Origin of the sequence: Senegalimassilia faecalis (assembly GCF_004135645.1) — a bacterium.
Lineage (GTDB): Bacteria > Actinomycetota > Coriobacteriia > Coriobacteriales > Eggerthellaceae > Senegalimassilia > Senegalimassilia faecalis.
In genome coordinates this window covers 1,752,108-1,765,363 of record NZ_SDPW01000001.1, presented here as the reverse complement: position 1 = coordinate 1,765,363, position 13,256 = coordinate 1,752,108, and the positions used below count along the sequence as shown (strand labels likewise).

General features: G+C 63.7%; 12 protein-coding genes and 1 pseudogene. 11 read left to right on the top strand and 2 right to left on the bottom strand.

Annotation, left to right across the window (positions count from 1 at the left end):
• Nucleotides 1–249 precede the first annotated feature (249 nt).
• The 9 genes from ET524_RS07465 (at nt 250) to ET524_RS07425 (ending at nt 10,037) form a co-directional block, all read left to right on the top strand.
• Nucleotides 250–1,407 (top strand): 5-bromo-4-chloroindolyl phosphate hydrolysis family protein, encoded by a 1,158-nt coding sequence (locus ET524_RS07465; protein ID WP_129424604.1) that lies wholly within the window; start codon nt 250–252, stop codon nt 1,405–1,407.
• A 303-nt stretch (nt 1,408–1,710) separates the two neighbouring features.
• Nucleotides 1,711–2,877 (top strand): toxic anion resistance protein, encoded by a 1,167-nt coding sequence (locus ET524_RS07460; RefSeq protein ID WP_129424602.1) that lies wholly within the window; start codon nt 1,711–1,713, stop codon nt 2,875–2,877.
• 29 nt (nt 2,878–2,906) lie between these two features.
• The gene (locus ET524_RS07455) at nt 2,907–3,536 is read left to right on the top strand and encodes a fluoride efflux transporter FluC (RefSeq protein ID WP_129424600.1); all 630 of its coding nucleotides are present in this window, start codon (nt 2,907–2,909) and stop codon (nt 3,534–3,536) included.
• Nucleotides 3,533–3,907 (top strand): fluoride efflux transporter FluC, encoded by a 375-nt coding sequence (locus ET524_RS07450; protein ID WP_129424598.1) that lies wholly within the window; start codon nt 3,533–3,535, stop codon nt 3,905–3,907. Before ET524_RS07455 ends, ET524_RS07450 begins: the two co-directional genes overlap by 4 nt.
• A gap of 96 nt (nt 3,908–4,003) precedes the next feature.
• Complete coding sequence (locus tag ET524_RS07445) at nt 4,004–4,927, top strand: LysR family transcriptional regulator (RefSeq protein WP_129424596.1); 924 nt, start codon at nt 4,004–4,006, stop codon at nt 4,925–4,927.
• 273 nt (nt 4,928–5,200) lie between these two features.
• A complete protein-coding gene (locus tag ET524_RS07440) occupies nt 5,201–6,316 on the top strand; it encodes a 5-methyltetrahydropteroyltriglutamate--homocysteine S-methyltransferase (RefSeq protein ID WP_201738723.1) in 1,116 nt (371 codons plus the stop codon).
• 253 nt (nt 6,317–6,569) lie between these two features.
• The gene (locus ET524_RS07435; protein WP_201738722.1) at nt 6,570–7,943 is read left to right on the top strand and encodes an MFS transporter; all 1,374 of its coding nucleotides are present in this window, start codon (nt 6,570–6,572) and stop codon (nt 7,941–7,943) included.
• 114 nt (nt 7,944–8,057) lie between these two features.
• Nucleotides 8,058–8,423: a 3-hydroxyisobutyrate dehydrogenase gene (locus ET524_RS07430; RefSeq protein ID WP_129424590.1), complete on the top strand. Its 366-nt coding sequence runs from the start codon at nt 8,058–8,060 to the stop codon at nt 8,421–8,423.
• Nucleotides 8,424–9,050: 627 nt separating this feature from the next.
• The gene (locus tag ET524_RS07425; protein ID WP_201738721.1) at nt 9,051–10,037 is read left to right on the top strand and encodes a DMT family transporter; all 987 of its coding nucleotides are present in this window, start codon (nt 9,051–9,053) and stop codon (nt 10,035–10,037) included.
• A 448-nt stretch (nt 10,038–10,485) separates the two neighbouring features.
• On the opposite strand, the gene tsaA is transcribed toward ET524_RS07425, so the two are convergent.
• Complete coding sequence (gene tsaA / locus ET524_RS07420; RefSeq protein WP_236648280.1) at nt 10,486–11,367, bottom strand: tRNA (N6-threonylcarbamoyladenosine(37)-N6)-methyltransferase TrmO; 882 nt, start codon at nt 11,365–11,367, stop codon at nt 10,486–10,488.
• Nucleotides 11,368–11,733: 366 nt separating this feature from the next.
• Here tsaA and ET524_RS07415 point away from each other — a divergent pair, with 366 nt between their 5' ends.
• Together ET524_RS07415 and ET524_RS07410 are read left to right on the top strand one after the other, a co-directional pair.
• Nucleotides 11,734–12,660, top strand: a complete 927-nt coding sequence (locus ET524_RS07415; protein ID WP_129424586.1) for an IS3 family transposase — start codon at nt 11,734–11,736, stop codon at nt 12,658–12,660.
• A gap of 8 nt (nt 12,661–12,668) precedes the next feature.
• The gene (locus ET524_RS07410; RefSeq protein WP_129424584.1) at nt 12,669–12,893 is read left to right on the top strand and encodes an IS3 family transposase; all 225 of its coding nucleotides are present in this window, start codon (nt 12,669–12,671) and stop codon (nt 12,891–12,893) included.
• A gap of 40 nt (nt 12,894–12,933) precedes the next feature.
• Here ET524_RS07410 and ET524_RS12180 read toward each other — a convergent pair.
• Nucleotides 12,934–13,131, bottom strand: a pseudogene (locus tag ET524_RS12180) (substrate-binding domain-containing protein); the annotation flags it as partial.
• Nucleotides 13,132–13,256: the final 125 nt, after the last annotated feature.

Here is a 13,256-nt window from a genome sequence, read left to right as displayed (position 1 = left end):
CAGTCCCGGGTGGGCACCGCAGACGAGCGCGTTTTCGCTTTGCGCGGCTGTTCGCGGTTCCAGCTGGACATCGCGAACGGGCGCGCTTTCGTTTACGTGGCAAGCTGCGGGCAAACCGTTTCCATATTGATACGAAACGCGCGGCATATCACCGCAGCCTGTTCGATAGGCGTGCCTTGCCGATTGCGGTAAAATCGCAGAAACGGATTTCCAGCTCGGCCAAGCGCAGCGCTTGCCGGAGAGGCGACCATGGCTTCCTCAAACAACATTGCAGACCAAATTGCCAACGCGGTGCAAAACGCCGTGAACTCGAAGGATTTCAGCAACCTGCAGTCCTCCATCGAACGCAGCATCGACGTTGCCGCGCAAAGCATCGGGAAAGGCATCGCGCAGGCATCCGACGGGTTTCGCCGCGGCCAGGAGCAGTACGCAGCCATTCAACAGCGCAAACGTCAGGAAGAGCAGATGAATGCCCTGTACGCCAAGCCCTCGTCGGAGCGCGGGGCGGGCGTGGCGCTGACGGCAACGGGCTGCGCGCTGGCCGTTCCACTGCTTGCGTGCGGCGGGTTGCTGCTGCTGGTGAACTGGGGCGCCGCGGCCACGTCGCTGGTTGCGGGCGCCGCCTGCGCCGTCATGGCCGCCGTGGGCGGGCGCAAGCTGCAGCTGGCGAAGCGCTTCGAGCGATATCGCGACGTCATCGGCCTGCGCGACCGCTGCAGTATCGAAGAGCTGGCCGCGGCATGCGCCGACACGGCGGACAACGTGCGCAAGAACGTGAAGAAGATGCTGGCGAAAGGCCTGTTCAGGCAAGCGGCGCTTGACAATAGCGAAACCATGCTGCTTATGACGCCGGGCGCTTACCAGCAGTACGAAAGCCAACGCGCCGAGGCGCTGCGCCAGCAGCATCAACGCGACTTGGCGGAATCGGCCCGCGCGGCGGAGCCGAAAGCCGAGCCCACGGCGCAGCAGCGCCAGATTCTCGAGCGCGGCGAAGGGTTCATCGCGCAGATTCGCGAGAGCAACCAGGTCATCCCCGGCGAAGACGTTTCGCGCACGCTTGACCAGATTGAGCACGTTGTTCGCGCCATTTTGGATTGCGCCGCCGAAAATCCCGAGGTCATCGACGACCTAGACCGCCTGATGGACTACTATCTGCCCACAACGGTGAAGCTGCTTGACGCGTACCGCGAGCTTGACGGGCAGCCTATCCAAAGTAGCAGCATCCAGCAGTCCAAACGCGAGATCGAAGGGGCTCTTGGCAGCCTGAACACCGCGTTCGAGAAGCTGCTTGACTCGCTGTTCCGCGACATGGCCATAGACGTGTCGTCCGACATTTCGGTGCTGCACACCGTGCTGGCGCAAGAAGGCCTGGTGGACGGGCCGTTCGATAGCGCCAAACGCAGCTGAACGCCAGGACGGCAGCGTTTGATGTTGCGTGAGGTTTGAAGCGTTGCGAAACTCTGCCTCGCCTGCGGAATCGGCTGCTCGTCGCAGCGTGCATGACCTTGGGCTTTACGATTCGGGTTTCTGGCTTGAACCGCGGGATGAGAATTCGGATTCCAAGCCTGCTTGGGACGCATCGGCTTGATGAGGAGCTTGAACAGTCGAGAGGGACCGAAGCATGAACGGTAACGACATCGGCTTCGCCGATGAAATGATGATTCAAAACGAGACACCGATCACGATGGAGTCACGACGAAAGGAAGCGCTATGACAAACGCCAACGACCAGCAAGTAAAACCCCAGCTCACCTTGACGCCTTCGCTTGACGACGCGCCGGTGCCCGAGCTGGTTGCGCAGCCCGCCGCCACCGTCCCGTCCGCCCCCGAGCAGGCAACGTCGCAGCTTGACGACAGCATGCTGACCGACGAGGAAAAGCAGATGGTCGACTCGTTCGCCCAGCAAATCGACGTGCGCGACTCCGCCATGGTGCTGCAATACGGCGCGGGCGCGCAGAAGAAAATGGCCGATTTCTCGGAAACGGCGCTTTCGGGCGTGCGCACGAAAGACCTTGGCGAAGTGGGCGGGCTTATCACCGACGTGGTCACCGAGCTGCGCAGCTTCGACGCCACCGAGGAGAAGGGCCTGTTCGGCTTCTTCAAGAAGGGCGCCAGCAAAGTAGACGCGCTGCGCACGCGCTACGACAAGGCCGAAGCGAACGTCAACAAGATCGTCGAGGCGCTGAAGGGCCATCAGATGACGCTGATGAAGGACGCCGCCACGCTTGACAAGATGTACGAGCTGAACCTGACGTACTTCAAAGAGCTGACCATGTACCTGCTGGCCGGCAAGAAGAAGCTTGCCGAGGTTCGCAGCGGTGACCTGGCGAAACTGACGGAGCAAGCGCGCATATCCGGGCGCGCCGAAGACGCGCAGGCCGCGCAAGACCTTGAGGCCATGTGCACGCGCTTCGAGAAAAAGCTAGGCGATTTGGACCTGACGCGCACCATCGCCATGCAAACCGCCCCGCAAATCCGCCTGGTGCAGAACAACGAGATCGTGCTGGTGGAGAAAATCCAGACCACCATCGTGAACACCATCCCGCTATGGAAAAGCCAGATGGTGCTGGCGCTGGGCATCGCGAACTCCGCCGAGGCCGCTCGCGCGCAGAACGCCGTCACGAACATGACGAACGACCTGCTGAAGAAGAATGCCGAGATGCTGCACACCTCCACCGTGGACATCGCGCGCGAATCCGAGCGCGGCATCGTGGACATCGAAACCCTGAAGAACACGAACGAGACGCTTATCAAGACGTTCGACGAGGTTATGCAGATTCAGGCGGAAGGCCGCCAGAAGCGCGCCGAGGCCGAGGCCGAGATGCGCCGCATGGAAGCCGACCTGAAGCAGAAGATGCTGGAGATTCCTCGCGTGTAGCGTCGTTGTCATTTCGACCGGAAGAAGGCATGGTGCACGGGAGCATTGCAGACTCCGTGGAGCACGCGTTGCGCAGCCCGCGGTCGTTAACGCCGCTGGTGCTGTTGATGGGCTTTTTGGGCGCAACGCTGCGCTATGCGCTGGAAGCAGCGCTGCCAGCAGGCGGCGGGTTTCCCGTGGCCACGCTTTCCGTGAACATCTTCGGCTGCTTCACGCTTGAGATTATCAACCAGTACGTGGCGCGGCGCACGAAGCTGCCCGCGCCGCTGGTGAAGTCGATGGGCGTGGGACTGATTGGCGCGTTCACCACCATCGCCGCGCTTTCGACCGAGAACTTGGCGTTTTTGCAGAGCGGGCGCTATGGGATGTTCGCCGCGTATCTGGGAATCACCGTTGCCACCACGTTCGGGGCCGCGCTGGCGGGAAAGGCGGTTGCCGACAAACTTGCAAAGCGGCACGAAAGGGGCGGAGCGCCGGGGCGCCATGCTTGCTGCGAGACGGAAATCGGGGCCGATTCCCGCTGTCTTTCTGACGACCGCAAACAAGACGCTGTAGGGGTGAACGCGCCAGAGGCCTCGGTGACGAAGCGGGATGGTGGCCGAACGCGGAGCGGAGGACCCGAGCGCGGGCGCGGGGAAAGCGTAGGCGATGCACGATGAGCCTGACGACGTTTCTGCTGGTGGGGCTTGGCGGTGCTTGCGGGGCGCTGTGCCGACACAAGGCTCTGACGTTTTTGAAGCCGAAAGCCGCCGGGCCGTTCCCGTGGTCAACGCTGCTGGTGAACCTGGTTTCCTGTACCATCGCCGGCGCGGCGCTTGCGGGGTGCCTTGCCATGGGGCAGATGGCGTATACCGCGCTGACCATGGGTTTTCTTGGCGGGTTCTCCACGCTTTCCACCATGAACTGCGAGGCCGTTGACCTGGCGGGCGAAGGGCGGCGCGGCATGGCGGCAGCCTACGTTGCCGCCACGTACGCGTTGACGCTTGGGGCGGCGGGCGCAGGGTTCGCAGGCGTATCCGCATTATTGTAGGGGCGGCGTCGGAGTTCGCGGGCGGGCCGCTTCGATCCTGTTTCTTGTGCCGAAAGGGCAGTTGCCGGAGCAGGGCCGGCTGGTAGAATAGCGGCTATGAAACTGCAGCAATTGAAATACGTCATCCAGGTTGCCGAGTCGGAGTCGCTGACTGCGGCGGCCGAGCGGCTGTTCATCGCGCAGCCCAGCTTGTCGAAGGCCGTATCCGAACTGGAGCGCGAGATGGACATCACCATCTTCACGCGGTCGCGCACCGGCGTGGTGCCCACCGAGGAGGGCATGCGCTTTTTGTCGCGCGCGCGGCAGGTGGTTGAGCAGGCCGAGCTTTTGGAAAGCGAGTACAAGGGCACGGACCGGCCGCGACGCGTGTTCGGCATCTCCACGCAGCATTACGCGTTCGTGGTGAACGCGTTCGTGTCGCTGGTGCGCGAATTCGACCAGAACCGCTACGAGTTTTCGCTGCGTGAAACGTCCACGGCCGGCATCATCGACGACGTGCGCGTGCAGCGCAGCGAGCTGGGCGTGCTGTACCGCTGCGATTTCAACGGCAGCGTCATCACGAACGCCGTGAAGTCAGCCGACCTGCATTTCGAGCCGCTGTTTTGCGCCTCGCCGCACGTGTTCGTCAGCCGCGACAACCCGCTGGCGGCGCGCCCAAGCGTGACGCTTGCCGACTTGGCGCCGTACCCGCGACTGAGCTATGACCAGGGTGTTCGCAATTCGCTGTACTTCGCCGAAGAGTTGCACATTGCCGAAGCGGTGGACAAAAGCATTGTGGTGACCGATCGCGCCACGCTGTTCAACCTGGTCATTGGCCTGAACGGGTACACCATCTCAAGCGGCATCCTGTCCGAGGATTTGAACGGCAGCCAAATCGTGTCCATTCCGCTTGAAAGCAGCGAGCACATGGAGCTGGGGTACGTGAAGCGCGCCGACCGGCCGCTTTCGTCGATTGCCGAGCGCTACCTGCAGCTTTTGCGCGATTACGTGCGCGAATACCAAAACGAGCAGGGCGTATAGCGAAAGCTTCGCACGGGGGGCGGCCGCGCGAAGTGCCGGTACGTGGCGCCTTGCCGAGCGCAAGCGCGGGGCGTCGGGCACGTGGTTTTACCGTTGCCGTTGCCGATTGCCGAGGAAGCGCTTCATGGAGCAAGCGACTTGAACGCGGCAGGTGCGGTGCTTTCGCTTTCCATAGCTTTTAGATATGGTTAATGCTAACGAACGGATAGTTTTCTATCTTAGCCCAGTGTGACATCCTTGAGGTACGCAACATCGAACGAAAGGATGGCCTCCATGACCGCAACGAACCCTCCTTACAGCTATGACATCGTCGGCAGCTTCCTGCGCCCCGAGGCGCTGAAACAGGCGCGCGCCGATTTCGCCGCCGGCACCATCACGCGCGAGGCGCTGACCGCCGCCGAGAACAAGGCCATCGCCGAGCTGGTGAAAAAGGAGAAGCAGGCGGGCCTGAAGGCCGTCACCGACGGCGAGTTCCGCCGCGCCATGTGGCACCTCGACTTCCTTGAGGCGCTTGAGAACGTGGAGCACGTTGACGCCGACACGTGGTCGGTGGAGTTCAAGGGCCCCAAGCCCAAGGGCGCGCAGCTGGTGTTCCGCGGGAAGATCGCGTTCGGCGACCATCCGTTCCTGGCCCATTTCGACGCGCTGCGCGACATTGCCGGCGACTACCCCACGAAGCTGACCATCCCCGCCCCGTCGATGCTGCACCTGATCCCGTGCGTGCGCGGCAAGGCGACGTATCGCCCCACCGAGCGCTACCAGGACGAGCGCGTGCTGTTCGACGACATCGTGGAAGTGTACCGCGACGCCGTGCGCGCGTTCTACGACCGCGGCTGCCGCTACCTGCAGTTCGACGACACAAGCTGGGGCGAGTTCTGCGATGCGGCCAAGCGCGAGGCGTACGCCGCCGAGGGCATCGACGTTGACGAGGTTGCGCGCAACTATGTTGACATGATCAACCGCATCCTTGAGGTGAAGCCCGCCGACATGACCATCACCACGCACATTTGCCGCGGCAACTTCCGCTCCACGTGGTTCTCTTCGGGCGGCTACGAGCCGGTGGCCGAGGTGCTGTTCGGCGGCGCGAACTACGACGGGTTCTTCCTGGAGTACGATTCCGACCGCTCGGGCGACTTCGCACCGCTTGCGCACATCAAGGACCAGAAAGTAGTGTTGGGCCTGATCACGTCGAAGTTCCCTGAGCTAGAAAACGAGGACGACGTTATCGCGCGCATCCACGAGGCCGCGCAGTACGTGCCGCTTGAGCAGCTGCGCCTGTCCACGCAGTGCGGGTTCTCCTCCACCGAGGAAGGCAACGTGCTGACCGAGGACGACCAGTGGGCGAAGATCGCGCTGGTCAAGCGCATCGCCGAGCGCGTGTGGGGGTAGTGCGCGCAGGGCGCGAGACGTACGCATAACATGCCGAGGAAGGTGCCAAGCGGAATGGCTTGGCACCTTTTGTTTTGGGGAAATGCAAGTGACTATGGCTTTGCCCATGCGGCGGGCAACCACAACCCCTTCCCCACGCACACGCTAGGCTGCCACGAGCCCTGCCGAATGGCCTGATTGCGTGGCGATGGCCCGGCGGGGCGCCGGGAGTGCTATGGTATGGCGAAATCATTCGCGAAGGACGAGGCGTGTTTTGAGCAGCAAAAACAATTTGAAGTCGATATTCGTCGTGTACCTGCTGGGGCTTTTGCTAGGCGGGCTGTACGTGGGCATGGTGGCGCCGGTGCGCCTGGTCATCCAGGAGCAGTTCGTCCTCGATGACGCCACGGGCATCTGGATGATCAACATCTACACGTTGTTTTACGCGGCGTGCATCCCTGTGGTGGGCAAGCTGGCCGACATGCGCGGGCGCAAGCCGGTGTTTCTGGGGTGCCTGATCACGTTCGGCGCAGGGTCGCTGATATGCGGATTGTCGCAGATGGCCGGCAGTTTCGAGGTGCTGCTGGCGGGCCGTTTGGTGCAAGCCGTGGGCGCGTGCGGCGTCATTCCCGTGGCAAATGCGGAAATCGGCTCAACGTTTCCGCAGGAGAAGAAGGGCATGGCGCTGGGTATCGCCGCCGCCGTGGCAGGCATCGCCAACGTGCTGGGCGCCGCCGCGGGAAGCCTGATCATGGGCCTGGTGGGCAACGAGAACTGGTCGGCGCTGTTCTTCTTCGCGCTGCCCGTGTGCGCAGCGCTGGTGATTGCCGGGGTGCGCGTGCTGCCGAACCGCACCGTCGATAACCGCGAGCCGCTTGATGCGGCCGGATCGGTGCTGATGGTGATAACCGTGCTGCTGCTGTTGCTGGCGCTGCAGGGCATCGACGTGGGTAACCTGGCCGCGTCGCTTGGCTCGGCAGCTGTGCTGGGGCCGGCGGCGGGCTTCGCCGTGTTCCTGGTGGCGTTCGTGCTGGTGGAGCGGCGTGCGAAAAGCCCGGTGTTCCACCTGGAGTATTTGGGCAACCGCGCCATTGTGGTGACGATGGTGGTGAGCTTTTTCGTGGGCTGCGTCACCATCACCATGACATTGATCCCCGAGGTGGCCGAGTTCATCATGGACGCACCGGTGGGCTCGGGCGGGCTGTATATCCTGCCCGTGGGCGTGATGTGCATGTTCGGACCGCCGCTGGGCGGCAAGCTCATCGACAAGTTCGGGCCGAAGCCGGTGCTGATGAGCGGCCTGGCCATTGCGACCGTGGGCTTTTTCATGCTGGCGCTGGCAAGCTTGGGCAGCGCGAACGCCGTGCTGCTGATTGCGGGGCTTGCCGTCATGGGCCTGGGCATGGGTTTTGCGATGGGTGCGCCGACGAACTACATGATTCTGGAGAACACGAGCCCCGCCGAAAGCGGGTCGGCCATTGCCACGATCGCGCTGGTGCGGCAAGTGGGCACGACGGTGGCGCCGGCTGTGCTGCTGGGGTTCGTAACGGCCTCGCCGGGGGCCGCGGGGTTCTTCCAGATGCTGGTGTGTGCGGCCGGGTTCTGCCTGGTGTCGCTGGTATGCATGCTGGCGTATCGCGCGAAGTGACGGGCGCAGGCGCGGGCGTTTGCAGGCGCTTACTTGAAGGTAAGCACTTGGCGCGCTGCGGGGGCGGCTTATAATTTGGTTTCGGAAGAAATCGATGTGAAAGGAGCTGTCCCCATGGACAAGGAGCTGTTTGATTACGTTGCCGAGCGCGCCGAGGTGCTGGCCACCGCCGATTCGAGCAAGCAGGAGACCAAGGACGCCGCTGCCGCGTGGAAACAGGCCGTCGAAGGCGCCGACGATACCGCCGTTGAGGCCGCCACGAAAACGCTGGTGGACTACCTGGACGGCCGCCCGAACACCATCGATGCCGTGATCGCCTTTGCCGAGGGCCCGGCGAAGCAGCTGATGGGCGAAGAGACAGCCGCCGCCATGGCCGCCGAGCAGAAGCAGCGCAAGGAGCAGGGCGCGAAATGGTGCGGCTGCCCGTCTTGCACCGCCGCTTCCGAGATTCTGGCGAAGTTCGACCGCTGCGAGCTGTAGTTCGTAGGGTTTTGCGGGTTTGCGGGGTTTGCGGGTTTGCGGGTTTGCGAATCGCGGACGAGTCTTTTGTTGCGCTTGTCGCGGAGTTTTGCGGGTTTGCAGGACTTGTGGGTTCGTGGGCTTTGCGGGGTTCGCGGGTTTGCGAGCTCGTGGGCTTTGTGGGGTTCACGAGGCTTGCGGATTAGCGGGTTTGCGGGACTTGCTGGTTTGCATGGTGCGCCGCGCGCGTTCGGGAAACCGAGGGCGCGCGGTGTTTTGCGCTTGAGGGGTAAATTCGCAGGTCAACGCTGTGCTTGACTTCGTTGATACAATATAGGTCTGATAAACTGCGCGTGGACTTTTCCAGACTTTGTGCGTCTTCTTTTCGCCACGCAACCGCTTTGCTGCCGGGTTTTCGCCCACGCAGCTTCCCGATTGCATGAAGGAGCGTGCATACGTATGTCGAACCATGCCCTGTCCCCTGCTGCTGCAGGAACTTCTGTCGCCCAATCCCCCTCCCTGCGTTCCGCAGAAATGCAACCTACATGGCAAACTCGCGTAAAAGGATCGCCCGTGACGCTCGCAACGAGCGCTGGCGAAAATGCAGCGGCTATACCAGCTGAACGGTGTAAACCGGTTGCCGACGCGATGGCCGAGGGGCTCGCTGGCGCAAACTGGCCAGCAGGCGCAAATTCGCGAGCGGAGCGTGGCCTTTCTGCCACCACCCGCACCGAAGGTGCCGCTGCCCGTGCGCGCGCTGTGGCGCTCGTGTTCTTCGGCGGCGCGTGCTACGGATTCAACGCCACGTGCTACAAGCTCTCCTATGCTGCCGGATTCAGCTCGGCGCAGATTGCTGCCGCGCAGATGTGGTTTGCGTTTGCCCTGTTCGCCGTGCTGCTAGGCATCGATTTTGCCCGCGGACGCAGGTGGAGCGCCATCGGGCGCGCGAACACGGCCAAGCTGGTGGGCATCGGCGCCGTGACGTGCATCACCTCCATCTTCTACACGTACGCCATGAGCGTGCTGCCCGTGCCGCTGGCGTTGACGCTGCTGTTCCAGTTCACGTGGATCGGCACGGTAATCCAGGTTGCCATCACGCGCCGCCCGCCCGCTGCAAGCCAGGTGGTGTCGGCGCTGATCATCGTGTTCGGAACGGTATTCGCAAGCGGGCTGTACGCCGCCGATCTTTCCAGCTGCAACCCGTGGGGCATTGCCGCGGGGCTGGTTGCCGCCGTAAGTTGCGCGGCGTTCATGGCGCTTTCGGGCCATGTGCAGCCGGAATGCTCGCAGGCGCAGCGCGGGTTTCTCATCTGCGGCGGCGCGGTGGTGATGTCGCACCTCATTTGCCCCGACTTCATCGTGTCCGGCGTGCTGGTGCAGGGCATCGCGCCGTTGGGCCTGATCGCGGGCGCGTGCGGGTTCTTCCTGCCCGTGCTGTTGTTCAGCATCGGGACGCCGCATCTGCCCACGGGCCTGTCCACGGTGCTTGCGGCGTCCGAACTGCCAGCGGGGCTGTTCGTGGCCATGCTGGTGCTGGGCTCTCCCATTGGGCCAGTGGAGTGGGCCGGCGTGGGCATCATCCTGGCAGGCGTGTGCGTGTCGCAACTGCAGTTTTTGCCGAAACGGGGAAAGTAGGACCGAACTACCAGTTGCGGCCGACGGGCGCGCGTCGCGAAAAATCGCTCATGTATGTGATTTAACTCGGCGACGCAAGCAAACGCTTCATTCACGGTTACGTTTCCCCAGTTCACAGCCACGCCATTAGTGACAATAGCCCGCCTGCTGTCAGCAAATCACATACATGAGCGATTTTTCGCGATATCTCTGCCTCAAGCGGTAAGGGTGCAGCGCTTCGTGCAACGGCGGGCTCGAGAAGCTCTCTAACGAAAACGGGTTCGTAAAGCTTTGGGCGTTGAAGCCCAAAGCTTGAAGGTCTGCAGATGAAAGACCGGTCAGACCGATTCTCGCAGCGTCGGTGACCTGGGGAAACGCAGTATAGCCTTTGGCGCTCGCGCCCGCACGCAAGAAAGAAGGGCCACTGGGCCTAATTTGGCGCGTTAGCCCTTCTTCGGAAGTATTTGCGCTACCAGTTACGGCCTTCGCGGATTTCTACAACGTGGAGCGTGTCGCCGTCGACAGTGAAGCCGATGTCTTGACCCGCGTAGGCAAGGCGGTACACGCGCTTGGGCTCGTGCTTGCTGCCGGCGCGGCGCGGGTCTTGGCGCAGCACCTCCACAAGCCCGTCAAGCTTGCCCGGCGTGATTTGTTTCGCCAGGTCATCGGGGAAATCGACCGAAAGCTCGTGCCACGGCACCTCGTCGACGAAGCCAGCGGCGGCGTCCGGATGGCAATCGGCGAACGGAATGTAGGGTTTGATGTCGTAGATGGGCGTGCCGTCGCGCAGGTCGGCGCCGAACACGTGGATGATGGGGCCGGCGTCGGTCAGCTCGACGCGGTCGAGCTTCACACACGAAAGGCCAATGGGGTTCGGTCGAAACGGGCTGCGCGTGGCGAACACGCCCATGCGCTTCGAGCCGCCGAGGCGCGGCGGGCGCACCGTCGGCGACCACGTGTCGGCCGCCGGGTGGCGGTGAGCGCCGGGAGCTGTGGCGCTGTTGGGAGCGCCAGCATCGACCGCGGCGCTAGATGCTGCAGCCGCGTCGAGGGCAGCCGCAGCATCGGCATCGGCGGCGGCGTTAGAATCCGCAGCTGCGTCGGGGACGGACGCGGCTGCGGCATCGGCGGCGATGTCGCCTGCCGTGCCACCGGGGACGCGGTTCTCGAACTGCCACAAAAGCCAGATGTGGGAAAACCCGTCCAGGCCCGTGACCGCCAGGTTCGACGAGAACTCCGGTTCGAACACGATGCGCCCGTGCAGATGCGGGGCAACAAGGCTGTTGCGCGGGATGCCGAACTTCTGCGGCATGTCGGTGTGAATGTGTGCGATAGGTTCCATACTCGACATTGTACCGCGGCCTACCACGCGCCCACGAACAACGCAGAAGCCGGCGGTACAGTCAGCGAATGCGGCACCGCCGCTTTCGCGATTCGATTCTTCGCCATCTCGCCGGGTTGGGGGATGCGGACAAATAGTTGGACCGAATCGGTCCGGTTAGGAGTTCGCGAATGCCAAGCTACGCGGAAGAGCAGAAGCGCAGGGCCGTCGAAACGGTCGAGGAGTGCGGCGGGTCGGTGACGCGCGCGATGCGCAGGCTGGGATACCCCACGCGCCAAAACGCTGTATCACTGGCTGAATCGGCGCGACGCGTCGCACGAAAGGAAATCCGGCAGGCCCTGGAGCCATCACGATCCGGCGCCGAAGGCGCAGGCCGTGGCGTTCGTGAGGTCGGGCATGGCCGGCAAGGACGTCGCCGAGATGCTGGGGGTATCGAGCGCCGCGGCGGCCTGCAATTGGGCGAGAGCCGCAGAAGGCCCGAGCCCGGCGGCGGACAGGGGCCCCATAGAGCCCATGGGAGACTCCGAGGACAGGGCGTACGACGGCTTCGAGGGGAGCCTCGAGGAGCGCGTGCGCCAGCTCGAGCTCGAGAACGACATCCTGAGGGCGGCGACGAAGGTTTTAAAAGCCGAAAGCCCCAGCGCGATGACGGACAGGGAGAAGGCCCTGGCCGTAAACGAGCTGCGGGCGACGACGGGGAGAAGCTTGAGAGAGCTCACCGGTTCCTTGAGGATATCGAAGAGCTCCTATGAGTACAAGCGAGCGGCGCTCTGCAGGCCAGACAAGCGCGCCGGGCTGCGGGCGCGCGTGCGCGAGGCGCTCGAGGGCGCGAGCGCCTCGCGCGGCTACCGCTACGTCACGCACGCGCTGCGGTCGGGGGACGACCCGGTCGCGGTGTCCGAGAAGGCGGTGCGCCGCATCATGCGCGAAGAGGGGCTGGCGGTCGCGTACGCTAAGAGGAGGGCGAGGTACAGCTCGTACAAGGGCGAGATATCCGATGCGCCCGAGAACCTGGTCAACCGCGCCTTCCGAGCCGCGGCGCCCAACGAGCTGCGGCTCACCGACATCGCGAAGTTCGGGCTGCCGGGCGGCAAGGTGCACCCGTCCCCGATCCTCGACTGCTTCGACGGCGGCCTGCCCGCCTGGTCGGTCGGCACGGGCTCGAACGCGGAGCTCGCCAACAGCAGCCTCGAAGCCGCGTGCGGCGCCCTTTCCAAAGGGCAGCGCCCCGCGCGCACTCAGATCGCGGGTGCCATTACCGCTGGCCCGGATGGATCGCGATCTGCGAGAAGAACCGCCTGACCAGGTCGATGTCGAAGAAGGGGTGCAGCCCGGACGACTCGGCGATGGAGGGATTCTTCGGCAGGCTCAAGAATGAATTCTTCCACCATCGGGACTGGTCGGGCGTGACGATGCCCGGGTTCTGCCGAATGCTCGGCGCCTATCCGAGATACTACAACGAGGAGCGGCCGAAGGAGAAGCTGGGATGGCTGAGCCCGATGCGGTACCGGAGGAGCCTTGGGCTGGCCGCATAGCCGGTCCAAAGAAACGTCCGCATCCCCTCTGCGTCTGAATCTGCGCGGCGTTGGCGAAGGCGATGTTCATCTCGCAGCCGGTTTCGGCCTTGAAAGCGTCCGCAATCTCCTGGAACGGCTTGGTCATGCCGGCGCCGCAATAGATGTTGAGGCTTTTGCCCTCAAGGCTGGCTGCAGCGGTCTGCTCCGGCTGCTCGGCCTTTTGCTCGCCCTTGTCGGAGGAGCACCCTGCCAGCACGCCGCAGGCGAGCACGGCGCCCGAGGCGGCCGCGCCCGCCCCACCCCCACCGTACGCTCAAGCTATCAGCCATCCATAGCCGCAACGCGCGCCCGCGCTCAAACCTTCCCCAAATGCAAGAAAGG

What these genes read in the sequence shown, in the direction of transcription:
- ET524_RS07465 (WP_129424604.1), top strand. Translation starts at nt 250, where the DNA reads ATGGCTTCCTCAAACAACATTGCAGACCAAATTGCCAACGCGGTGCAA.
- ET524_RS07460 (WP_129424602.1), top strand. Translation starts at nt 1,711, where the DNA reads ATGACAAACGCCAACGACCAGCAAGTAAAACCCCAGCTCACCTTGACG.
- ET524_RS07455 (WP_129424600.1), top strand. Translation starts at nt 2,907, where the DNA reads ATGGTGCACGGGAGCATTGCAGACTCCGTGGAGCACGCGTTGCGCAGC.
- ET524_RS07450 (WP_129424598.1), top strand. Translation starts at nt 3,533, where the DNA reads ATGAGCCTGACGACGTTTCTGCTGGTGGGGCTTGGCGGTGCTTGCGGG.
- ET524_RS07445 (WP_129424596.1), top strand. Translation starts at nt 4,004, where the DNA reads ATGAAACTGCAGCAATTGAAATACGTCATCCAGGTTGCCGAGTCGGAG.
- ET524_RS07440 (WP_201738723.1), top strand. Translation starts at nt 5,201, where the DNA reads ATGACCGCAACGAACCCTCCTTACAGCTATGACATCGTCGGCAGCTTC.
- ET524_RS07430 (WP_129424590.1), top strand. Translation starts at nt 8,058, where the DNA reads ATGGACAAGGAGCTGTTTGATTACGTTGCCGAGCGCGCCGAGGTGCTG.
- ET524_RS07425 (WP_201738721.1), top strand. Translation starts at nt 9,051, where the DNA reads ATGGCCGAGGGGCTCGCTGGCGCAAACTGGCCAGCAGGCGCAAATTCG.
- tsaA (WP_236648280.1), bottom strand. Translation starts at nt 11,367, where the DNA reads ATGTCGAGTATGGAACCTATCGCACACATTCACACCGACATGCCGCAG.
- ET524_RS07410 (WP_129424584.1), top strand. Translation starts at nt 12,669, where the DNA reads ATGTCGAAGAAGGGGTGCAGCCCGGACGACTCGGCGATGGAGGGATTC.